21 protein-coding genes are annotated in these 20,507 nt (G+C 67.8%); 8 read left to right on the forward strand and 13 right to left on the reverse strand.

Going from position 1 to position 20,507, the window contains the following annotated elements:
* Positions 1-1,224, forward strand: a complete 1,224-nt coding sequence (ilvA, locus tag ACLJPD_RS30060) for a threonine ammonia-lyase (RefSeq protein ID WP_410876601.1) — start codon at positions 1-3, stop codon at positions 1,222-1,224.
* Positions 1,225-1,255: 31 nt separating this feature from the next.
* Here ilvA and ACLJPD_RS30065 read toward each other — a convergent pair whose 3' ends face one another.
* Entirely contained in the window at positions 1,256-1,879 is a 624-nt protein-coding gene (locus ACLJPD_RS30065) for a TetR-like C-terminal domain-containing protein (RefSeq protein WP_410876602.1), read from the reverse strand.
* Between the two features lie 49 nt (positions 1,880-1,928).
* On the opposite strand from ACLJPD_RS30065, the gene ACLJPD_RS30070 reads away from it, so the two are divergent.
* Genes ACLJPD_RS30070 through ACLJPD_RS30080 form a run of 3 tightly spaced genes read left to right on the forward strand, consistent with a single transcriptional unit; the run spans position 1,929 to position 6,416 of the window.
* Entirely contained in the window at positions 1,929-3,044 is a 1,116-nt protein-coding gene (locus ACLJPD_RS30070; RefSeq protein ID WP_410876603.1) for a hypothetical protein, read from the forward strand.
* 10 nt (positions 3,045-3,054) lie between these two features.
* Positions 3,055-4,047 (forward strand): TIGR03617 family F420-dependent LLM class oxidoreductase, encoded by a 993-nt coding sequence (locus tag ACLJPD_RS30075; protein WP_410876605.1) that lies wholly within the window; start codon positions 3,055-3,057, stop codon positions 4,045-4,047.
* Complete coding sequence (locus ACLJPD_RS30080) at positions 4,038-6,416, forward strand: PEP/pyruvate-binding domain-containing protein (protein ID WP_410876606.1); 2,379 nt, start codon at positions 4,038-4,040, stop codon at positions 6,414-6,416. Before ACLJPD_RS30075 ends, ACLJPD_RS30080 begins: the two co-directional genes overlap by 10 nt.
* A 22-nt stretch (positions 6,417-6,438) precedes the next feature.
* Here ACLJPD_RS30080 and argH read toward each other — a convergent pair whose 3' ends face one another.
* On the reverse strand, positions 6,439-7,857 hold the full coding sequence (argH, locus tag ACLJPD_RS30085) for an argininosuccinate lyase (RefSeq protein WP_410876607.1): 1,419 nt from the start codon (positions 7,855-7,857) through the stop codon (positions 6,439-6,441).
* Between the two features lie 105 nt (positions 7,858-7,962).
* Positions 7,963-9,165 (reverse strand): argininosuccinate synthase, encoded by a 1,203-nt coding sequence (locus ACLJPD_RS30090; RefSeq protein WP_410876608.1) that lies wholly within the window; start codon positions 9,163-9,165, stop codon positions 7,963-7,965.
* Positions 9,166-9,431: 266 nt separating this feature from the next.
* Here ACLJPD_RS30090 and ACLJPD_RS30095 point away from each other — a divergent pair, with 266 nt between their 5' ends.
* The 4 genes from ACLJPD_RS30095 (at position 9,432) to ACLJPD_RS30110 (ending at position 10,794) form a co-directional block, all read left to right on the forward strand.
* A complete protein-coding gene (locus tag ACLJPD_RS30095) occupies positions 9,432-9,572 on the forward strand; it encodes a hypothetical protein (protein WP_410876609.1) in 141 nt (46 codons plus the stop codon).
* A gap of 25 nt (positions 9,573-9,597) precedes the next feature.
* The gene (locus ACLJPD_RS30100; RefSeq protein ID WP_410876611.1) at positions 9,598-9,729 is read left to right on the forward strand and encodes a hypothetical protein; all 132 of its coding nucleotides are present in this window, start codon (positions 9,598-9,600) and stop codon (positions 9,727-9,729) included.
* 62 nt (positions 9,730-9,791) lie between these two features.
* A complete protein-coding gene (locus ACLJPD_RS30105) occupies positions 9,792-9,944 on the forward strand; it encodes a hypothetical protein (protein WP_410876612.1) in 153 nt (50 codons plus the stop codon).
* A 58-nt stretch (positions 9,945-10,002) separates the two neighbouring features.
* Positions 10,003-10,794: an aldose 1-epimerase gene (locus tag ACLJPD_RS30110; RefSeq protein ID WP_410876614.1), complete on the forward strand. Its 792-nt coding sequence runs from the start codon at positions 10,003-10,005 to the stop codon at positions 10,792-10,794.
* Positions 10,795-10,859: 65 nt separating this feature from the next.
* Here ACLJPD_RS30110 and ACLJPD_RS30115 read toward each other — a convergent pair whose 3' ends face one another.
* The 10 genes from ACLJPD_RS30115 to ACLJPD_RS30160 all read right to left on the reverse strand — a co-directional run bounded on the left by ACLJPD_RS30115 (position 10,860) and on the right by ACLJPD_RS30160 (position 20,457).
* On the reverse strand, positions 10,860-12,071 hold the full coding sequence (locus ACLJPD_RS30115) for a Fic family protein (protein ID WP_410876615.1): 1,212 nt from the start codon (positions 12,069-12,071) through the stop codon (positions 10,860-10,862).
* Between the two features lie 109 nt (positions 12,072-12,180).
* Positions 12,181-12,684 carry an arginine repressor gene (locus ACLJPD_RS30120; protein ID WP_410876617.1) on the reverse strand — a complete coding sequence of 168 codons (504 nt, stop codon included), beginning with the start codon at positions 12,682-12,684 and terminating at the stop codon, positions 12,181-12,183.
* Between the two features lie 34 nt (positions 12,685-12,718).
* Positions 12,719-13,651 carry an ornithine carbamoyltransferase gene (argF, locus tag ACLJPD_RS30125; RefSeq protein ID WP_410876619.1) on the reverse strand — a complete coding sequence of 311 codons (933 nt, stop codon included), beginning with the start codon at positions 13,649-13,651 and terminating at the stop codon, positions 12,719-12,721.
* Positions 13,648-14,850 carry an acetylornithine transaminase gene (locus ACLJPD_RS30130; protein ID WP_410876621.1) on the reverse strand — a complete coding sequence of 401 codons (1,203 nt, stop codon included), beginning with the start codon at positions 14,848-14,850 and terminating at the stop codon, positions 13,648-13,650. The genes argF and ACLJPD_RS30130 overlap by 4 nt, the downstream gene beginning before the upstream one ends.
* Complete coding sequence (gene argB, locus ACLJPD_RS30135; RefSeq protein ID WP_410876622.1) at positions 14,847-15,755, reverse strand: acetylglutamate kinase; 909 nt, start codon at positions 15,753-15,755, stop codon at positions 14,847-14,849. The genes ACLJPD_RS30130 and argB overlap by 4 nt, the downstream gene beginning before the upstream one ends.
* Positions 15,752-16,978: a bifunctional glutamate N-acetyltransferase/amino-acid acetyltransferase ArgJ gene (gene argJ, locus ACLJPD_RS30140; RefSeq protein WP_410876624.1), complete on the reverse strand. Its 1,227-nt coding sequence runs from the start codon at positions 16,976-16,978 to the stop codon at positions 15,752-15,754. Before argJ ends, argB begins: the two co-directional genes overlap by 4 nt.
* The gene (gene argC, locus ACLJPD_RS30145; RefSeq protein WP_410876625.1) at positions 16,975-18,033 is read right to left on the reverse strand and encodes an N-acetyl-gamma-glutamyl-phosphate reductase; all 1,059 of its coding nucleotides are present in this window, start codon (positions 18,031-18,033) and stop codon (positions 16,975-16,977) included. Before argC ends, argJ begins: the two co-directional genes overlap by 4 nt.
* A gap of 27 nt (positions 18,034-18,060) precedes the next feature.
* On the reverse strand, positions 18,061-19,284 hold the full coding sequence (locus ACLJPD_RS30150; RefSeq protein WP_410876627.1) for a cation:proton antiporter: 1,224 nt from the start codon (positions 19,282-19,284) through the stop codon (positions 18,061-18,063).
* A gap of 58 nt (positions 19,285-19,342) precedes the next feature.
* Positions 19,343-19,891 carry a hypothetical protein gene (locus tag ACLJPD_RS30155; RefSeq protein WP_410876628.1) on the reverse strand — a complete coding sequence of 183 codons (549 nt, stop codon included), beginning with the start codon at positions 19,889-19,891 and terminating at the stop codon, positions 19,343-19,345.
* On the reverse strand, positions 19,888-20,457 hold the full coding sequence (locus ACLJPD_RS30160) for a TetR/AcrR family transcriptional regulator (protein ID WP_410876629.1): 570 nt from the start codon (positions 20,455-20,457) through the stop codon (positions 19,888-19,890). The genes ACLJPD_RS30155 and ACLJPD_RS30160 overlap by 4 nt, the downstream gene beginning before the upstream one ends.
* Between the last annotated feature and the right edge of the window lie 50 nt (positions 20,458-20,507).

Here is a 20,507-nt window from a genome sequence, read left to right on the forward strand (position 1 = left end):
ATGTGGCCGATGGAGACCGTGGGACTGGAGCGGATCGAGGCGGCGGCGCGGCTGTTGGCGCCGGTGATTCGGCGGACGCCGATCGAGGGGTCGCGGGTGTTGTCGGAGCGGGCGGGGACGCGGGTCCTGCTCAAGTGCGAGAACTTGCAACGGACCGGGTCGTTCAAGCCGCGTGGGGCGTATACCCGGATCGCGAATCTGCCTGTCACGGATCGAGCGCGGGGTGTGGTGACGGCCAGTGCCGGTAATCACGCGCAAGGGGTGGCCTGGGCGGCGAGCGAGCTCGGGATCGCCTCGACGGTGTTCATGCCGGTCGGGGCCTCGCTGCCGAAACTGGTCGCCACGCGTGCCTATGGTGCAGAGGTGCATCTGGTGGGCGACACGATCGACGAATCCTTGCTCGCCGCACAGGAATTTGCCGAGCACACCGGCGCGACGCTGATCCATCCGTTCGACCACCCCGACATCGTCGCCGGTCAGGCAACGGTCGCGCTGGAAATCCTCGAACAGGTTCCCGAGGTGGGCACGGTCGTCGTACCGACCGGTGGTGGTGGGTTGCTCGCGGGTGTAGCGGTGGCGATGCACGCGTTGGCGCCACGGGTGCGGGTGATCGGCGTGCAGGCGGCCGAGGCGGCGGCGTGGCCGGATTCGCTGGCGGCGGGTAGACCCGTTCGGGTACCGCGGATGTCGACGATGGCCGATGGCATCGCGGTCGGATTGCCGGGCGCGGTGCCGTTCGCCCATGTCGCCGAGTTGGTGTCCGAGATCGTCACCGTCGACGAGGACGCCCTGTCGAGAGCCCTGCTGCTGTGCCTCGAACGGGCCAAACTCATTGTCGAACCCGCGGGCGCGGCGGGCGTCGCAGCACTGCTCACCGCCGCGATACCTGATCTTCCCGGTCCGGTGGTCACCATCCTGTCCGGCGGCAATATCGACCCGCTGCTGCTCACCCGCGTGATCGGCCACGGTCTCAGTGCCGCGGGCCGCTACCTGGCCATGCACGTCACGATCGATGACCGTCCGGGTGCCCTGTCGGCGTTGCTCGCCGTGGTCGGGCGCGCGGGCGCGAGCGTGGTCGACGTCGTGCACTCGCGCACGGGTCCGTGGCTGGCTGTCGATGAGGTCGAGGTGTCACTCACCGTGGAAACCCGCGGCACCGCGCACCGCGACGACGTCCTGGACGCGCTGCGTGATGCGAGTTTCCGCGTCCATGCGGAGCTTTAGCAACTCGGCGCCCGGCAACCGCGAGCTCACGCTAGTTGCGGCTCTCGGGCGCCCGGTCCGGCGGCCAGCGTTCGGTGATCAGTTCGGTCATCTGGTCCACCCAGGTGTCGTCGAGGGCGGCGTCGTGGCGGATCAGGATGCGGAAGATCGCGGTGCCCGCTACGACTTCGGCGAGCATGGGAAGTTGATCATCGGCGCGGCGTTCGTGGCCGAAGCGGGATTCGAAGGCGGCGAGGTCGCCGGCCAGTCGGTCGATCATCATTTTGTGCACTTCGGGGGCGGCGACGGTGTCCGCGATCAGTCCCGGTAGCGCCGAGCGCACCTCGGGGCTGTCGAACATCGTGCGGACCGTCTCGACCAATGCCCGGATGTCGGAGCGGATATCGCCGCCCGAAACATCCGGTGGCGCAATGACTTCGGCGGACAGCACGGCCTCGTGGACGAGCTGCGCCTTGTTCGACCATCGCCGGTAGATGGCGGCCGTGGTCGTCCCGGCGCGCGCGGCGATCGCCGACAACGACAGCGCGGGGTAACCCGTTTCGAGAATCAGCTCTCTGGTGGCCGCGATGATCGCGGCATCGATCCGGCCGTCGCGCGGGCGCCCTGGAGTGGATGGCGCAGACCTCTTGCCTTCGCTGTCGCCTTCTGTTGTCATGATCACACCCTAATTCCAATACGGCATGCATCATATTTGAGGGAGAGCTGTGAATCTGAGCCCGCTCGACGAGTACCCGCTGCATCAGGTGCCGGCGCCCCTCACCTGGCCCGCCGCCTCCGATCGGAACTTCTACGATCGGTCCTACTTCAACGTACTCGACCGGGACGGGCGCTTCATGGCGCTCACCGGGATCGGCTATTACCCGCGCCTCGGGGTCAAGGACGCTTACTTCGTCGTCCGCCGGGGTGACACCCAGACCGCGGTGCGGCTGAGCGACGCCATCGACGACGACCGCCTGCACCAGCACGTCAACGGCTACCGGATCGATGTCGTCGAACCCTTGCAGGAGCTACGCCTGACCTTGGCCGAGACCGAGGGCGTCGCCGCGGATCTGACCTGGCGCGGGCTGTTCCCCGCCGCGCTGGAGCGGCCGCACGAGATGCTGACCGAGCGGCGGGTGACGTTGCAGGCGTGCCGCTTCGCCCAGGTCGGTACGTGGGCGGGCTGGATCGAGGTCGACGGCGAACGGTTGACGGTCGAGCACGACACCAGCGTGGCGAGCCGTGATCGCTCGTGGGGCATCCGTCCGATCGGCGCGCCCGAACCCGCCGGTCGCCCGGATGCCGCGTTCCGCGGCATGTGGTGGCTCTATCTGCCGCTCGCGTTCGACGACTACCAGCTGTTCCTGATCCTGCAGGAGGATCCCGATGGTCACCGCAGCCTCTACGACTGCACCCGCCGCTGGCGCGACGGTCGCGTCGAGCAGCTCGACGGTGTGCGCGCGACCATCCACTACCAGCCCGGAACGCGGATCCCGACGGGCGCGCACGTCGAGTTCATGAACCGGGCGGGTGATCGGATCGAACTCGACGTCGAATCGAAGTTGTTCGCGCCCATCGCGTTCGGCTCGGGATACGGCGGCGACTCCTCGTGGGCACACGGCACCTGGAAGGACGGACCGTTCGCCGAACGCGTCAGCTACGACATGACGGATCCTGAGGTGATGGCCAGAGCACCGTTCAGTCTCATCGACCACGTGGGCCGGGCGGTGTGCACGGAAGCCGACGGGCAGACGCGCGAGGGCGCGGGTCTGTTCGAGCACGGCGTGATCGGACCGCACCATCCGTCGGGTTTCTCCGACTGGACCGACGTGGCGAAGTAGGTAGGGCGCCATGAAGATCATGACAGCGCTCTACGGACCCACCGATGCGGTCGAACGCGCGACCGTGCTCCGGGAGGCAGGCGCATCCGGGGTATTCACCTTCGAAGGACCGTTCGACGTGTTCACGCCGCTGGTGCTCGCATCGGCGGTCAAGGGGCTCGACGTGATGTCCAATGTCGCGATCGCACTGCCCCGCAATCCGATTCAGCTGGCACACCAGGCCAACGATCTGCAACTGCTCGCCGAGGGTCGGTTCATCCTGGGTCTTGGCACGCAGGTACGCGCGCAGATCGAGAAGCGCTACGGGGCCGAGTTCGACCGCCCTGTCGCGCGAATGAAGGAGATGGTGGGGGCGTTGCGCGCGATCTTCGCCACCTGGAACGACGGCACGCGACTGGACTTTCGCGGTGAGTACTACCGACACACCCTGATGACGCCGACCTTCGTCCCAGGGCCGAACCCATACGGTCCGCCACCGATCTATCTCGGTGCGCTCGGGCCGCGGTTGACCGCAGCCACCGCGGAGGTGGCCGACGGTCTGCTGGTGATGCCGTTCGGGACGAAACGGTTCCTGCACGAGACGACGTTGCCTGCCGTGCGGGCCGGTCTGTCGGCCGCCGGACGCTCCGAGGACGACTTCGAGGTCGTGCCGGAGATCATCGTCTCGGTCGGTGACGACCACGCCTCGACCCGGATGCTGTTGGCGTTCTACGGTTCCACCCCGGCCTACCGACCGGTGCTCGACGCCCATGGCTGGGGTGATCTGCAGCCCGAACTCAACGCGATGTCCAAGCAGGGGCGGTGGCGGGAGATGGCCGCCCTGATCGACGACGACATCCTGCACACCATCGCCGCCTGCGGCACTCCGGCCGAGGTGGCCGCGCATATTCGCGATCGGGTCGACGGTGTGTCGGACCGGCTCTGCCTCTATCAGCCGGGGCCCATCGCTGTCGACGCGCTCGCCGAGATCGTGGACGCGCTGAAAGGATCTACATGTCACTGACAACGATCGAATTCGACCAGGTCGTCGACGACAGCTACGGCGGCAAGGCGGCCGGGCTGGCCGAGCTGCGCCGTCTCGGACTCGCTGTGCCGGTCGGATTCGTCATCGCCGACGCTTCCGCACAGGGCGGCATCGATGCTGTGACGGAACGCTTCTCGGAACTGGCCGCCGCCGGCGCGACTTCCGTGGCGGTCCGTTCCTCCGCGATCGGAGAGGACGGGGACGACCAGTCCTTCGCCGGCCAGTACGACACTGTGCTCAATGTCGACTCCGTCGATGGCTTCGCCGCGGCCGTGCGCGAGTGCGCCGCGTCCGTACACTCCCGGCGAGTCGCGTCCTACAGCGAAACAGCTTCCGCCACCATGCATCTGGTGGTGCAGCAGATGGTCGACGCGCGTGCCGCCGGCGTGGTGTTCACCGCGGATCCGACAACCGGGCGGCGCGACCTCATGGTGATCGACGCCATCGCGGGGCTCGGCGAAGCGCTCGTCGACGGTACGGCTTCGCCCGACCACATCGTCCTCGATGCCCACGGTGACACCGCCGTGCACGAAGTCGGCGCGACGCCTGTTTTGTCGCCGGAAGAGATCGCGGAGATTCGGTCCGATGCGCTGCGCGCCGCGCGGCACTGGGGCAGGCCGATGGACCTCGAGTGGGCGATCGACCGTTCCGGCACACTGTGGTGGTTGCAGGCCCGACCGATCACCACCCTGCCCGGTGACCTCAACGAGATGGATTCGCCGCTCGCGGGCGCTGACCACGTGTACACGCGCTGCAACATCGGCGAGATGATGCCGGGGGCGTTCTGCCCGTTGACAGCCGCGGTGTCCGGCTATGCCATCGACTACGCGATGCAGATGACGCAGGTGGTGGCGCGGGCACAGCCGAGTTACGACCGGCCGTGGTTGCAGGTCGGCTATTTCTACGGGCACATGTTCCTCAACCTGACCGAGGGCACGGCGCTGAGCTCGGGCCTGCTCGGCAACTCGCTGGAGCAGTTCTCCACGTCGATCTGCGGCCGGGTGGTCGAGGAGCTGAAGGCCGAACCGCCGAAACCGTTCGCCCGCAGACTCGTCAACACGATCCGGCTGAGCACGTACGCGTTGTCAGCCGGGCCTGCGATCCGCCGCCTGGACGGAAAGATCGCCGGATTCCAGATTCCGACCGGTGACGATCCGCGAGAGATACTGCGCCAGTTGGAGTTCGGTGTCGAAGAGTATTGCGACATCACGCTGACTCATGTGCGGTCCTCGTCGCGCGCGGCGGTCGCGGCCAACATCCTCGAGAGCGTGCTGACCAGGCAGGCGGTCGAGAACGGACTCGACGCGGACGAGGGTCGTGCCGAGGCGACCCGGCTGATGGCAGGCGCGTCCGATGTCGAGAGCGCGCTCATGGTGGAGGAGCTCGACGCGGTGGTGCGAACCATCGCCGCCGATCATGCGGCCGCCGAGCGGTTCCTGGCGGCGGACCCGGCCGACGCGGTGACCGAGCTGCGGACAGCGAGCAACCCCGGCGGCGAAGCGTTGCGACAGTTCTCAGCTCGGCACGGTCACCGCGGGTACCGTGAGCTGTGCATGCGCGATCCGTCCTGGGCCGAGGACCCCGGCGGGCTGGGAGCGATGATGCAGGTCATGCTGCGCTCCGCACTGGATCCGGCCCACCGCGCACCGCTGCCCACGCCCGAGAAAACCCCCGGATCGGCGACCATCAGGTTCCTCGCCCGGCTGGCGCAGGGCGGCGCCCGTGGGCGCGAGAAGACGAAATCGAAGATGGCGCTGATGGCGCACGCGCTGAAGCTGGGCTACCGCCACCTGGGTGCGGTGCTGGCCGAGTCGGGGCGAGTGCCCGACGCCGACCTGGTGTTCTTCTTCGACCGTGCCGAGTTGGCTCGCGTCGTCGGCGCGGACGACATCGCCGACCTCGTGCGGTGCGCGCTGCGGCGCCGAGAAGCACTGGCGTACCAGAACTCCCTCGAGTTCGACGATGTGTCGGTGGGCAGGCCGGCCCCGCTGCTCGCACCGCCGCCGCACGCGATCACCGACGATCAGATCGTGGGCAGGCCCGCAAGCCGGGGCAGCGTCGAAGGCGTTGTGCGCGTGGCGAAGTCGATCGTCGACGCGCGAGACGTGCGGCCCGGCGAGATCCTGGTCGCCCCGGTCACCGACGTGGGGTGGACGCCGTACTTCACCGTCATCGGCGCGCTGGTCACCGACATCGGCAGCTCGGTATCGCACGGCGCCGTGGTGGCGCGCGAATACGGTCTCCCGTGCGTGGTCAACACCTTGGTTGCCACGAAGGTGCTGCGCACCGGCGACCGGGTCCGGGTGGATGGGGACCGAGGTCTGGTCACCCGGCTCGGACCGCCCTGAGGCCAGGCCTGCGACCCGCCGATCAGCGCAACCAGGCGCGTGCGTCGTCGGCGGTCTTGCGGACCTCGTCGAGTTGCTCGGCCACGCGCACACCCGCGGTACCGCCGCGGGCATTGCGGGAGGCAATCGACCCGGCGACCGTGAGGACTTCGCGCACGCCGGCGGTCAGTGCCGGGTCGACGGCGGCGAATTCGGCGTCGGTCAGTTCGTCTAGGCCTACGCCGCGCGCCTCGGCGGCCCGCACACACGCACCAGCCGCTTCATGGGCGACCCGGAACGGAACACCTTGGCGCACCATCCATTCCGCGATATCGGTGGCGAGAGTGAAACCGGCAGGGGCCAATTCGGCCATCCGGTCGGTGTGGAAGGTGAGGGTGCCGACCAGGCCCGCGATGGCGGGGAGTAGCAGTTCCAGCTGAGCGACCGAGTCGAACAGCGGCTCCTTGTCCTCTTGGAGGTCCCGGTTGTACGCCAGCGGTTGGGCTTTCAGCGTGGCGAGCAGACCGGTCAGGTTACCGATCAGGCGGCCCGCCTTACCGCGGGTCAGCTCCGAGACGTCGGGGTTCTTCTTCTGCGGCATGATCGACGAACCGGTCGACCAGGCATCGGCCAGGGTGACGTAGCCGAACTCCGGCGTGCTCCAGATGATGACCTCTTCGGCCATCCGGCTCAGGTCGACACCGATCATGGCCAGCACGAACGCAGCCTCGGCGGCGAAGTCACGCGAGGAGGTGGCGTCGATCGAATTGGCCGCGGCGGCATCGAAATTCAGCTCCGCGGCGATCTGCTCGGGGTCGAGGCCCAGCGAGGAACCTGCCAGCGCGCCCGAACCGTACGGCGAGACGGCGGCGCGTTTGTCGAAGTCGCGCAGGCGTTCCAGATCGCGCAGCAGTGGGTGCGCGTGGGCGAGCAGGTGATGCGCGAGGAGTACCGGCTGCGCGGCCTGCAGGTGGGTCTTGCCCGGCATCACGGCATCGGGGTGCACGGCGGCCTGCGCGACGAGCGCGTCGACCACGTCGAGCACACCGACGGCAACCCGGCGCACACCGTCGCGCAGCCACATCCGGAACAGGGTCGCCACCTGGTCGTTGCGCGAACGACCGGCCCGCAACCGACCACCGAGCTCGGTCCCGACCCGCTCGATCAGCCCGCGCTCGAGCGCACCGTGCACATCCTCGTCGGAGTCGGCGGGCCCGTAGGCGCCGGAGGCGACATCGGCGGCGAGCGCGTCCAGACCGGCCAGCATGGCGGGCAGGTCGTCGTCGGCGAGCAGCCCGGCCTTGTGCAGCACGCGGGCATGGGCCTTGGAGGCCCGGATGTCATAGGGAGCCAGCACCCAGTCGAAGTGGGTCGACTTACTCAACGCCGCCATCGCCTCTGCCGGCCCGGAAGCGAATCGCCCACCCCAGAGCGCACCTTCGTTGGTTCCACTGTGGGTCATAGTCGATGTCTCCTCCGGTCGAAATGGCGGGCATGGATGATGACGACACCGGCCGATCCGTGGGGACCGGCCGGTATCGAGACTACGAGGGTGATTCTCCGCGTTTTACTTCTGGTTCAGGTCGCGGCGGGCGGCGACCTTCGAGGACAGACCGTGAATCTGGACGAAACCCTTGGCCAGCGACTGGTCGAAGGTGTCGCCCTCGTCGTAGGTGGCGAGGTTGAAGTCGTAGAGGGACTGCTCGGAGCGACGGCCGTTGACCACCGCGGACCCACCGTGCAGCACCATCCGGATCTCGCCGGTGACGGTCTTCTGGGTGTCCTGCACGAAGGCGTCGAGCGCGCGCTTGAGCGGGGAGAACCACAGGCCGTCGTAGGCCAGCTCGCCCCAGCGCTGCTCGACCTGCCGCTTGTAGCGGGCCAGTTCACGCTCGACGGTGACGGCCTCGAGTGCCTGGTGCGCGGTGATCAGCGCGATGGCACCCGGTGCCTCGTAGATCTCGCGGCTCTTGATGCCGACCAGGCGGTCCTCGACCATGTCGAGACGGCCGACACCCTGACGACCGGCACGGGTGTTCATCTCCTCGATCGCCTGCAGCACGGAGACGGGCTTGCCGTCGATGGCGACCGGCACACCCTTCTCGAAGGTGATGATGACCTCGTCGGGCGCCTCGAAGTTCACCGTCGGGTCGGCGGTGTAGTCGTAGACGTCCTTGGTCGGCGCGTTCCACAGGTCCTCGAGGAACCCGGTCTCGACCGCGCGGCCCCACACGTTCTGGTCGATGGAGAACGGCGACTTCTTGGTGACGTTGATCGGGAGCTTGTTCTCCTCCGCGAACGCGATGGCCTTCTCGCGGGTCCAGGCGTAGTCGCGGACCGGGGCGATCACCTCGAGGTCGGGCGCGAGCGCGCCGATGCCGACCTCGAAACGGACCTGGTCGTTGCCCTTGCCGGTGCAGCCGTGCGAGACGGTGGTGGCGTTGTGGAACTTCGCGGCCTCGACGAGGTGCTTGACGATCAGCGGGCGGCTGATCGCCGAGACGAGCGGGTACTGGCCCATGTACATGGCGTTGGCCTGGATGGTGGGCAGGCAGTACTCGTCGGCGAACTCGTCGCGCGCGTCGACCACGATGGCCTCGACGGCGCCGCAGTTCAGCGCTCGCTGACGGATCGCTTCCATGTCCTCGCCGCCCTGGCCCAGGTCGATGGCCACGGCCACCACCTCGGAACCGGTCTCCTTCGCGATCCAGCTGATGGCGACGGAGGTGTCAAGCCCACCGGAGTAGGCGAGTACGACGCGATCGGACATGTCTGTTGTGCTCCTCGAAGTCTGGTACGTAAGGCCTGCCGTGAGCAGTATGGATGCTCCGGTCGCCGGTTCGGCTCACGCCGTTGCTACAAATGATTATGCACGATGATGCAATCTCATTCATAACCGGGGGTGCGGGCACGGCCGGGTGATGCCGAAATAGCCGATTACCTGCGATAACACTGCCGCACCCCTTGGCGAGTACTCTCGGCTATGAGACGCTGGTCACATCAGAGAAGCCAAAGGTCGGGACCGAAGGAGCCATCATGCAGTCGCTACGTGATTTCGCCGAGGCCAACTACGACCTGATCGGGACAGTGGTCATCGGACTCGGAAACCTGAGCCTGACGGTCGCCAAGGCCGTGATCGAACTCGGTACCCCCCTGCTCCAGGGATTCTTCGCCTGACTCATCCAGATCGAAGGAGCACACCATGGACGACGCCCTGCAGCTACTCTCCGACAACTACGAGGCCATCGCCGGTCTCGGGCTGTATGTCTTGCGAACCGGGTTCGAGATCACCGCCCCACTGACGTTGCTGATCCTGAATTTCCTCAACTCCTGACACCTCGCGTATGGCACGCTGGGAGAGCACTATTCGGCTCGCCACACGTGAGGACGAACAAGATGCTCTACTACATCGCGCAGGAATTCTCGACCCTCGGCAACGGTGTTCTCGATGTCGGCAGGGCCGTCGTCGAACTGGTCCAGGACATCATCGACATCGCCACACCGAACAACGGCGGCGGCGCGGGCGGCGGGCAGTACCCGTTCAACTGAGCCCGACTTCGGCGCGGATTGTCGCCGATGACCGAGGGCCGCCACTAGTGTGCGAATCATGACCGACGATGTGCGGCTCGAGGCAGGCTCCGCGGCGCTCACGATCGCCCCGGACGATGGCGGCGCGATCCACAGCCTCACCGTCGACGGCACCGAACTGCTCCGGCAGGACCCGGGGACCGGCAGTTTCGTCATGGCGCCGTGGGCAGGTCGGCTCGGCAAGGGTGAACTGACCGTCGGCGACCGGACGTATCAGCTGCCGATCAACAATCCCCCGCACAGCATCCACGGCACCGCCCGCGACGGCGCGTGGGAGGTGGTCGCGGCGTCGCCGACCGAGGCGACGATCAGCCATCGCCTCGGTGATCCGTGGCCGTTCGCGGGCACCGTCACCCAGACGTTCACCCTCACCGACACCGGCCTCACCCTGGCCATGCGCATCGCCACCGACCACGACGCCTTCCCCGCCCAGGGCGGTTGGCACCCGTGGTTCCTGCGCGAAGTCCCGCCCGCGACAGGGCCGGTTCGGCTCGACTTCGACCCGGCGTGGCAATACGAACGCGGCGACGACTACCTGCCCACCGGACGCAGGATCGCGCCGACGCCACCACCGTGGGACGACTGCTTCGGCATGCCCGACGGCGTCCTCGCCCGCCTCACCTGGCCCGACTTCCTGGAGTTCACCATCACCAGCCCGGTCCACGACGTCGTCGTCTGGACGTTGCCGCAGGAATCCCTCTCGGTAGAGGCCCAGTCCGGCCCACCCAACGGCCTGAACACCGAACCCCGGATGGTCACACCGGACTCACCACTCGATGTGCGCGTCGACTGGACCTGGCAGCGGTTGTAGCGGACGAGCCAAGGGCGAACACTCTCACCGCGACGGGCAACCGCTGCGAACCCACCGACCGGTTGTCAACCGCGTAGTCGTCGGATCCCCGCTGCGAAATCATCGAGGGCCGTCAGGATTGCGTCGGCCTGCCAGATTCGGTTCCTGGCGCGTTGCGATACCTCCCGCAGCACCTCGGACTCGACGAGTCGATCGATCGCCCGTTGCGCCGCTACTCCGCTGATGCCGAAGGATTCGGCCACGTAGGTGCTGTTGACGACCGGCTGGGCGATGAGACTGTCGATCAACCGCCAAACAACGGAGTCGGCGCGGGCGATGGTCCGCTCGCGGTATTCGGCGCGCACACTTCGGAGCGCGTCGACGAGTCGGCGTCCGGTGCCCACGGCATAGAAGGTCGCGTCGACGAACTGGCGAACGATCGGCTCCGGATCCCCGGTGCGGTATCGACTCAGCGCGTCGAAGTAACTCCCTGTGTTCACCAACAACCCCGCAGAGATCGGGACGGTGATGTGCCCGGTCAACTGCCGGACGCTCAACATCGCATGCACCAACGCGCGGCCGGTGCGCCCATTGCCGTCGGTGAACGGGTGGATCGTCTCGAACTGCGCGTGCGCCAGCGCGAGGTGGACCAGCGCGGGCACATCGTCGCGATGCGTGAAGCGAATGAGATCGGCCATGGCCGCCGGCACCCGATCATGATGGGGGGGAACGAAGTCCGCAGCGTGTGGACCGATGTTACTACCCCCGATCCAGACCTGCTCATGGCGCCATCGGCCCGCATGGGTGGGATCGGATTCACCGAGGAGCGCCTTGTGCATGGCCAGGATCGAGTCGACGTCGACCTCTCTGCCGAGGCGGACGGCCGCTTCCATCGCCCGCACATTCGCGGTGACGATGCGCGCGTTCCGGTTGGTGTGCTCACCGAGTTCGGCAAGAGCGAGTTGCCTTGCTCCCACCGTGAGGTTCTCGATCTGCGATGACGCCGAACTCTCGGTACGCAGCAGGACCGAGCTCATGGGGCCGAGTTCACAGTCGGCACCGAGTTCGGCCGACAAGTGCGCGTCGAATCGCGCGAGTTCCTGCGCCGCCTCTTCAGCTTCGGTGAGTAATGCGACCGGCAGATCCACCGGCTGCTCGCCGATCTCGACGAGCACTGCGGCGGAGTAGGACCCGGCGTGCCGACGAAGCTGGGTACGCGAGGCATAAGGATCGCGCACCACCCACGGATGCGCTTCGTACTCGACGGCAGGCCAGCTGACCGCGGGAGGGTTAGCCATGAGGCCATCATACCTAACGATATTTACTTAAGGTTAGGCATAAAGACCCGTTACCTAACCTTAATTAAGCAAGCTTCAGTAAAGGGAAGGTAGCCGAACGGTAGTGCTCTCAGGCCAGGTCTTCTATTTTCGCCGCGAGATCGGCGCCGGTGAGGGGTTCGCGGGCGATGACGGCGATGGTGTCGTCGCCGGCGATGGTGCCGACGATGAAGGGGAGGGCGGCGCGGTCGAGGGCGCTGGCCAGGAAGTGGGCGGCGCCGGGTGGGGTGCGCAGGACGGCGAGGTTGCCGCTGGCGTCGGTGGAGACGAGTAGGTCGCCGAGGAGTTTGGACAGTCGGCCGGTGCCGCCGGTGACGCCGCGGACGGGGCTGCCGTCCTCGGGGACGATGTAGACGCCCGCGCCGCCGTCGGCCGCACGCAGTTTCACCGCGCCGAGTTCGTCGAGGTCACGAGACAGCGTGGCCTGGGTCGTTTCGATGCCCTCGGCCGAGAGCAGGGCGGCGAGTTCGGTCTGACTACGGACCGAGTGGGCGGTCAGCAGTTCGATGATGCGCGACTGGCGGCCGGCGCGGGTGCGGGCGATGGCTGGCGAGCCCTTCTCGGGTCCACTCATCGCCGGCCCCCCACGCCGGCCCCGGTTCGCGGTCTCACGCGGCGGCTTTCGCGAGCAGCCACACCAGCAGCGCCTTCTGGGCGTGCAGCCGGTTCTCGGCTTCGTCCCAGACCACACTGTGTCCGCCGTCGAGTATCTCGTCGGTGATCTCTTCCCCGCGGTGCGCCGGAAGGCAGTGCAGCACAATCACTTCCGGATCGGCGTAGGCGAGCAGTTCGGCGTTGAGCTGGAACGGACGGAACGGGCCGACACGGTCGAGACCGTCGTTCTCCTGGCCCATCGAGGTCCAGGTGTCGGTGACGAGCACATCCGCGCCGGTCGCGCCGACTACCGGGTCACCCGTCACTGACACTGTCGCACCGGTTTCCGCGGCACGCTTGGCGGCGGCGTCGAGGATCCAGGGCAGCGGTTCGAAACCGGCGGGCGCGGCCACGGTCACGTTCATTCCGGCGGTCACCCCACCGAGCAGCAGCGAGTGCGCCATGTTGTTGGCGCCGTCACCGAAGTAGGTGAGGTTCAGTCCGGCGAGCGAGCCTTTGCGCTCGCTGATCGTCTGCAGATCGGCGAGAACCTGACAGGGGTGGAACTCGTTGGACAGCGCGTTCACCACGGGAACCGTTGCGGTGACAACCATCTCGTCGAGACGCGACTGTTCGAACGTCCGCCAGACGATGGCGTCGACGTAGCGCGAGAGCACACTGCCGGTATCGCCGAGGGTTTCCTCACGACCCAGCTGGGTGTCGCGACCGTCGACGACCACCGCGTGCCCGCCGAGCTGGGCGATACCGAGTTCGAACGAGAAGCGGGTGCGGGTGGAGTTCTTCTCGAAGATCACGCCGACCCCGCGCGGGCCGTCCAGCGGCCGGTGCAGGAACGGGTCCTTCTTCAATGCGGCGGCGATGGCGAGGATTTCGGCCTGTTCGGCCTGGGTCACATCGTCGTCACGCAAGAAATGACGCAGGGTCACTTGGTCGCTCCCTCAGCATCGGCGGCGGCCTTGTCGAGAATCTCGGGCAGGTCGGCGACGAAATTGTCGGCCTGGCTTTCGGTGAGCACCAGGGGTGGTGCCAACCGGATCACATTGGGCTTGGCGGGGTTCAGCAGGTAGCCCGCCTCGCGCGCGCGTTCGTCCACGTACGCGGAGATGTCGTTTTTCAGCACGATGCCGATGAGCAGACCCGCGCCACGCACGTGGTCGATCTCTGGATGCTCGAGCAGGGCGATACCGTCGGCGAGCTTCTTGCCGACCCACTCCACGTGGGTCAGCAGGTTGTCGGCGTCGATCGTATGTAGGACAGCCAGAGCCGCTGCGGCACAGACGGGATTGCCGCCGAAGGTGGTGCCGTGCAGGCCGGGCGTGAGCAGTTCGGCCGCGCGGCCCTGCGCCAGCACGGCACCGATCGGCAAGCCACCGCCCAGGCCCTTGGCCAGGGTGATCGCGTCGGGCACGATACCGGCTGCCTGGTGCGCGAAAAACGTTCCGGTGCGGCCAATTCCGGTCTGCACCTCGTCGAGGATCAGCAATGCCCCGGCCCGCGAGGTGATTTCGCGCGCCCGGGCCAGGTAGTCGGGCGGCGGGACGACCACGCCGCTCTCCCCCATCATCGGTTCGAGGAACACGGCGGCGGTGTCGGAATCGACGACCGCTTCGAGTGCGGCGGCGTCACCGTAGGGCACGTGCACGACACCGGCGGGCATCGGCTCGAACGGCGTGCGCTTGGCGGCCTGGCCGGTCAGGGCGAGCGCGCCCATCGTCCGGCCGTGGAAAGCCTCTTCGGCGGCAACGATTTTCGACCGTCCGGTCAGGCGCGCGATCTTGAACGCCGCTTCGTTGGCCTCGGTGCCGGAGTTGCAGAAGAACGCCTTGCCCTCACCGTCGCCGAAATGGGCGAGCAGCTTCTCGGCCAGCTCGATCACGGGCTCGCTGGCATACAGGTTCGACACGTGACCGAGCGTGCCCAACTGCTGGGTGACCGCCGCCAGGATCGCCGGGTGGGCGTGGCCGAGGCTGTTGACCGCGATGCCACCGAGGAAGTCGAGGTAGCGCTTGCCGTCGGCGTCGTAGAGCACCGCGCCCGCACCGCGCACCAGCGCGACCTTCGGGGTGCCGTAGTTGTCCATCATCGCGGCGGACCACCGCTGCTGCAACATCTCTGTTTCGCTCATGATTGCGTTCCATCCGGCGACCCGGCGGGGGTCACCATGGTTCCGATTCCTTCTCCGGTGAACAACTCCAGTAGTACCGAATGCGGGACGCGCCCGTCGATCACGTGGGCACTGGGGACCCCGCCGAGCACGGCTCGCAGGCACGCTTCCATCTTCGGCACCATGCCCGCGTCCAGGCGCGGCAGCAACTTCGCCAACGCGTCGGCATCGATGCGGCTGGTCAGCGAGGAGCGGTCCGGCCAGTCGGTGTAGAGGCCCTCGACGTCGGTGAGCACGACGAGTTTCTCCGCGCCGATGCCCTCGGCCAGCGCGGCGGCGGCAGTGTCGGCATTGATGTTGTGCACCACGCCGTCGACGTCGGGGGCGATGGTGGAGACCACCGGGATGCGGCCCGCGTCGATCAGGTCGAGCACCGCGCCGGGGTTGACCTCGGTGACATCGCCGACCAGGCCGATGTCGGTGGCGACGCCCTCGACGGCGACGGTGCGCCGGGTGGCGGTGAACAGGTGCGCGTCCTCGCCGGAGATGCCGACCGCGTACGGGCCGTGCGCGTTGATCAGCCCGACGAGCTCACGCCCGACCTGACCGAACAGCACCATTCGCACCACGTCCATCACCTCGGGGGTGGTGACACGGAAACCACCGCGGAATTCGCCTTCCATCCCGAGCCTTGTCAGCATGGCCGTAATCTGCGGGCCACCACCGTGCACGACCACCGGGTGCACGCCGACGGTGCGCAGGAACGCCATGTCAGCGGCGAAGGCGGCCTTGAGTTCGTCGTCGACCATGGCGTTGCCGCCGTACTTCACGACCACGATCTTGTCGCGGAACTTCTGCAGCCACGGCAGGGCGTCGGCGAGGACATGCGCTTTGTCCAGGGCCGTGAGCGATCCCACGATGCTCATGAGCTGTACGCCGAGTTCTCTTCGACGTAGGCGTGCGAGAGGTCGGTGGTGCGCACCATCGCGGTGCCATCGCCGACGTTGAGTTCGATCAGCACGTCGACGTCTTCGCCGGACAGGTCGACCTCGCGGGCGCCGGGCGCGCCGACACTGTCCACGCAGACCGGATTGCCGTTGAACGACACCGCGATCCGGTTCGGGTCCAGGGTCACCGGCGCGATGCCGACCGCGGCGAGTACGCGACCCCAGTTCGGGTCGGAGCCGAACAGCGCGGTCTTGACGAGACTGTCGCGGGCGACGGCGCGGGCGACCGTGAGCGCCTCGTCCTCGGAGGCCGCACCGGTGACGGTGACCTGCACCCGCTTGGTGACGCCCTCGGCGTCGGCCATCAACTGCGCGGCCAGGTCGTCACACACCGTGAACACCGCGGCGTCGAGATCCGCCTGCGACGGCGCGACTCCGCTGGCACCGTTGGCCATGATCAGCACGGTGTCGTTGGTCGAGCACGAACCGTCGACATCGAGCCGGTCGAAGGTGTATTTCGTGGCCTTGCGCAACGCGGAATCGAGCTGGGCGGGCGTGGCGACGGCGTCGGTGGTGAGCACGACGAGCATGGTGGCCAGCGACGGCGCGAGCATGCCCGCCCCCTTGGCCATGCCGCCGACGTTCCACTTGTCCTCGCTGTGAAAGGCTGACTCCTTCGGGACGGTGTCGGTGGTCATGATGGCGTGGGCGGCGTCGGAACCACCCGACATGCCGCCGCCCATCTCGTGCACGATCTCGGTGATGCCGGGGATGAGCTTGTCCATCGGCAGGCGGTCACCGATGAGCCCCGTCGAGCAGACCGCGATCTCGCCCGCGCCGGTCTCGGTGCCCCAATTGCTCAGTGCCGCGGCGAGTTCCTCGGCGGTCTTGTGGGTGTCCTGGAAACCGGCGTGGCCGGTGCAGGCGTTCGCACCGCCGGAGTTCAGGATCACCGCGCGCAGGTGGCCGGTCTTCAGCACCTGCTGCGACCACAGCACCGGCGCGGCCTTGACCTGGTTGCTGGTGAACACACCGGCCGCCGAGTACTCGGGGCCCTCGTTGAGCACCAGCGCGAGGTCCGGCTTGCCGCTGGCCTTGATGCCGGCCGCGATACCCGCCGCGCGGAAGCCCAGCGGCGCGGTGACGCCCTGGGTGTGGATCAGTTTGCCGTGGTCCGGGGTCTGCGGATCAGGGGTCGTCACGGTGCCACTCCTACGGTGGAAAGTCCTGCGGTCTCGTCGAATCCGACGGCCAGATTCATCGATTGCACCGCGGCGCCCGCGGTGCCCTTGGTCAAGTTGTCGATCGCGCCGATCACCACGAGCAGACCGGCCTCGGCATCGACGGTGACCTGCAGGGTGATCGCGTTGGAGCCGATCACCGAACCGGTCTGCGGCAGCACGCCTTCGGGCAGCAGGTGCACGAAAGGCTCCTCGGCATAAGCCTTTTCGTAGACGGCGCGTGCCTGCGCGGCGTCGACCTTCGTCGGGGCGGTGCAGGTGGCGAGGATGCCGCGCGGCATCGGGGCGAGTACCGGCGTGAACGACACCGAGACATCGACGCCGCCCGCGGCTTTCAGGTTCTGCGCGATCTCGGGGGTGTGCCGGTGCGCGCCCGCGATGCTGTAGGCCCGGACACTGCCCATCACTTCGGAACCGAGCAGGCCGACATCGAGCTTGCGGCCTGCGCCCGAAGTACCGCTCACCGCAACGACATTCACCGTGGGCTCGATGATCCCGGCGGCGATCGCCGGGGCCAGCGCCACGCTCGACACGGTCGGATAGCAGCCGGGCACGGCGATCCGCCGGGCACCGGTCAGCTTCGCCCGCGCACCGGGCAATTCGGGTAGGCCGTAGGGCCAGCTGCCCGCGTGGGCACTGCCGTAGTACTTCTCCCAGGCGGCCGCGTCGGTGAGCCGGTAGTCGGCGCCGCAATCGATGATGACCGTCTCGTCGGGCAGGGCGGCCGCGATCGCGCCGGACTGCCCGTGCGGGAGGCCGAGGAACACGATGTCGTGACCGGCCAGGATTTCGGGGGTGGTCTCGTCGAGGATCCGGTCGGCCAGGGGCAGCAGATGCGGCTGCAGTGCGCCAAGGGCGGTGCCCGCGTTGGAACCGGCGGTCAGCGCCCCGATCTCGAGGCGCCCCGCTCGGTATTCGGGATGCCCGAGCAGTAGACGCAACACTTCGCCACCGGCGTATCCACTCGCACCGGCAACCGCCACCCGCAGCACGGGTCCTCCCGACGAATCAACCATGTGATGATTATGCACGACTATGCAAGCTCATTCATGGGCGGGTGTGACCGACTTCGCCTCCGACGCCCCGATCAGGCGCGCTACCAGCGGAAACACCAGGACGGTCGTCGCGCCCGCCGCCACCAGGATCGAGGCGACATCGGCGGTCAACAGGCCGGTCTGAGTGGCAACCTGCGTCACCGCGACGATGATCGGCAGGCCGGTCGCGGCATAGAGGGCCAATTCGACGCGCGCGCGTCCGGTCGCCAGGTTGTCCCCGCGTGGCACGAAACGCTCGCTCGACCAGACGGGCAGGCCGCGCGCGATCGCGATGGTGACGACGAACCACAACCACAGTGCCGGATTGCGCCCGACCGCCGCCACGTCGATCCCCATCCCCGACACCACGAAGAAGACCGGGATCAGCAACCCGTACCCGATCGCCTCCAGCGAGGAGTCCACATCCGGGTGCCCCGCCGCGATGAGCCGCCGCAGAATCATGCCCGCGGCGAACGCGCCGAGCACCACGTCCAGATCGAAGACCTCGGCGAGCACCATCAGCACCAGGAGCAGCAGCACCACCCCGCGCACCGGCAGTTGCGACGTGCCACCGCCCAGCCTGGCCAGCCCGGCGCCCAGATCGGGCATGCGATCGAGCATCCGCACCGGCACGAATCCGACCACCACGGCCGCCACCACGAACATCACCACGATCACCACCGCACTACCCGCATCGCGACTGGTGAGCAGCACCGACATCGCCACGATCGGCCCCAGCTCGCCCACCGCGCCGTGCGTCATCACCGCCCGGCCCAGCGGCGAGTCGACGATCCCCGCCTGCTTCAGAATCGGCAGCAGGGTGCCGAGCGCGGTGGAAGTCAATGCGATGGCGACCGCGACGCGCGTGCTGTTCGATGTCTGCGTCGCCACCACGACGATCGCGAAAGCGAACAGCAGACATACGATCCACACGGCCCACGCCGTCCGCCCCGACCGGCCGCGCAGCAATCGCGGATCGAGCTCGTACCCCGCCAACAGGAACAGCATCCCCAGCCCCAGCTCGCTGACCAGGTCGACCCCGCCCGCGCTGCTCGCCCACCCGAGCACGTGCGGCCCGACCACGGCGCCGGCCACCAGCAGGATCACCACATCCGGCAGATACCCGCGCACCAGCCTCGACAGCAGCGGCGCGACCACCGCGATGAGTGCGATCCAGAACAGCGAGACGATCGGCGATGGCTCGCCGATATCAGCGGAAGCGGCCAGATCCATGCAGGTCATCGTGGCACAGCGGCCCACCCGATCCCCGAAACCGCGCACGGGCGAGCTGTCATCGCGGTGTCGGCACGCGGTCGTCGACGGCGCCCGGTTCCGGCAGGAGGTGGGCAAGGAGAAGTTTGATCAGCAGGACGGGCCCGAACCAGAGCAGGAACGTGGGGACCGTGAGCACGGCGGTAGTGATCGCGGTCCCGAAGACGGTGGCGGCGAAGGCAACCGGAGTGCGGAGGCGCTTCGGCGTCGAAGTCACCACCACGGCAGCCGCGAGGACGAGCCCATAGATGGCGGCTGCCGTCGACCAACCGAAGCCGGGCACCACCAGGGCGAGCAGAAACGGCTGACCATGGATCGCCACGAACGCGAGGTGGTGGCGGGCATCGAGGCTCGGCCGATGGAACCAGCGCTTGGCCGAGGCGGTCGCGTTCACCACCGCGCCACCGAACAGGTCGAAGCCGACCACCACGACCACGATGATCACCAGCGCGGACGAGCTGCGGGCGAGCAGACCAGCCGTCGCCGCGCCGACGACCGCCGCCGAATAGCAGAGGGCGGCTTCACTTCTCGTCGCGTTCGGCGCGATCAGCCGGTCGGTGATCGTCATCGCCGGATGCCTTCCACGCACACAGCCACGAGGGGTTCGGCCAGGTCACCGAGCCGGATCTGCTCGTCGGCGAGCCACTGCACCAGGCAGCCTTCGATCGCACCCACGATCACCGCCGCATGCGCCTCCCCGATTCCCGCCCGCAACTGCCCGTCGGTGCCCGCCTCGCGCAGCAGCGCGGCGATCGCGGCGCGGTATTGCGCGTACACGGCGGCCATATCTATCGGGGTGCGGGCCGCCCACACATCCAGCAGCACGCGAGCATGGTCGGGGTGAGCGGCCAGCATCGTGACTGTCGCCCGGATCAGCGCGGCCAGCCGATCCAGCGCCGACCCTGTTCCGGGCACCGCGAGCTGTTCCTGCGCGCGCGTACGGTACTGGTCGAACGCCGCGGTCAGCAGCTCCTCCCTACTGCTGACCGCAAGGTAGACACTGCCTTTCGCGACACCGGCCTCGGCCGCGACATCCTCGATCCGGGACGCGGCGAAACCCTTCCGCGCGAACACTCGAACGGCGGCGTCCAGGATTTCGGCGCGCCGGGCATGCGCATCCACTCTCTTCGGCATGCTCCGATTATGACTGACCAGTCATTCATAATCAATGGAGCGTTGCGCTC

The sequence above is a fragment of the Nocardia sp. A7 genome (assembly GCF_046549215.1).
Classification (GTDB): Bacteria; Actinomycetota; Actinomycetes; order Mycobacteriales; family Mycobacteriaceae; genus Nocardia.

Bases quoted from the DNA above. Each gene is read 5' to 3' on its own strand.
- ACLJPD_RS30130 (WP_410876621.1), bottom strand. From the start codon at position 14,850: ATGAGCGAAACAGAGATGTTGCAGCAGCGGTGGTCCGCCGCGATGATG.
- argC (WP_410876625.1), bottom strand. From the start codon at position 18,033: ATGGTTGATTCGTCGGGAGGACCCGTGCTGCGGGTGGCGGTTGCCGGT.
- ACLJPD_RS30075 (WP_410876605.1), top strand. From the start codon at position 3,055: ATGAAGATCATGACAGCGCTCTACGGACCCACCGATGCGGTCGAACGC.
- ACLJPD_RS30095 (WP_410876609.1), top strand. From the start codon at position 9,432: ATGCAGTCGCTACGTGATTTCGCCGAGGCCAACTACGACCTGATCGGG.
- ACLJPD_RS30150 (WP_410876627.1), bottom strand. From the start codon at position 19,284: ATGGATCTGGCCGCTTCCGCTGATATCGGCGAGCCATCGCCGATCGTC.
- ACLJPD_RS30160 (WP_410876629.1), bottom strand. From the start codon at position 20,457: ATGCCGAAGAGAGTGGATGCGCATGCCCGGCGCGCCGAAATCCTGGAC.
- ACLJPD_RS30115 (WP_410876615.1), bottom strand. From the start codon at position 12,071: ATGGCTAACCCTCCCGCGGTCAGCTGGCCTGCCGTCGAGTACGAAGCG.
- ACLJPD_RS30090 (WP_410876608.1), bottom strand. From the start codon at position 9,165: ATGTCCGATCGCGTCGTACTCGCCTACTCCGGTGGGCTTGACACCTCC.
- ACLJPD_RS30120 (WP_410876617.1), bottom strand. From the start codon at position 12,684: ATGAGTGGACCCGAGAAGGGCTCGCCAGCCATCGCCCGCACCCGCGCC.
- ACLJPD_RS30080 (WP_410876606.1), top strand. From the start codon at position 4,038: ATGTCACTGACAACGATCGAATTCGACCAGGTCGTCGACGACAGCTAC.
- ACLJPD_RS30100 (WP_410876611.1), top strand. From the start codon at position 9,598: ATGGACGACGCCCTGCAGCTACTCTCCGACAACTACGAGGCCATCGCC.
- ACLJPD_RS30065 (WP_410876602.1), bottom strand. From the start codon at position 1,879: ATGACAACAGAAGGCGACAGCGAAGGCAAGAGGTCTGCGCCATCCACT.
- ACLJPD_RS30155 (WP_410876628.1), bottom strand. From the start codon at position 19,891: ATGACGATCACCGACCGGCTGATCGCGCCGAACGCGACGAGAAGTGAA.
- ACLJPD_RS30105 (WP_410876612.1), top strand. From the start codon at position 9,792: ATGCTCTACTACATCGCGCAGGAATTCTCGACCCTCGGCAACGGTGTT.
- argB (WP_410876622.1), bottom strand. From the start codon at position 15,755: ATGAGCATCGTGGGATCGCTCACGGCCCTGGACAAAGCGCATGTCCTC.
- ilvA (WP_410876601.1), top strand. From the start codon at position 1: ATGTGGCCGATGGAGACCGTGGGACTGGAGCGGATCGAGGCGGCGGCG.
- ACLJPD_RS30110 (WP_410876614.1), top strand. From the start codon at position 10,003: ATGACCGACGATGTGCGGCTCGAGGCAGGCTCCGCGGCGCTCACGATC.
- argH (WP_410876607.1), bottom strand. From the start codon at position 7,857: ATGACCCACAGTGGAACCAACGAAGGTGCGCTCTGGGGTGGGCGATTC.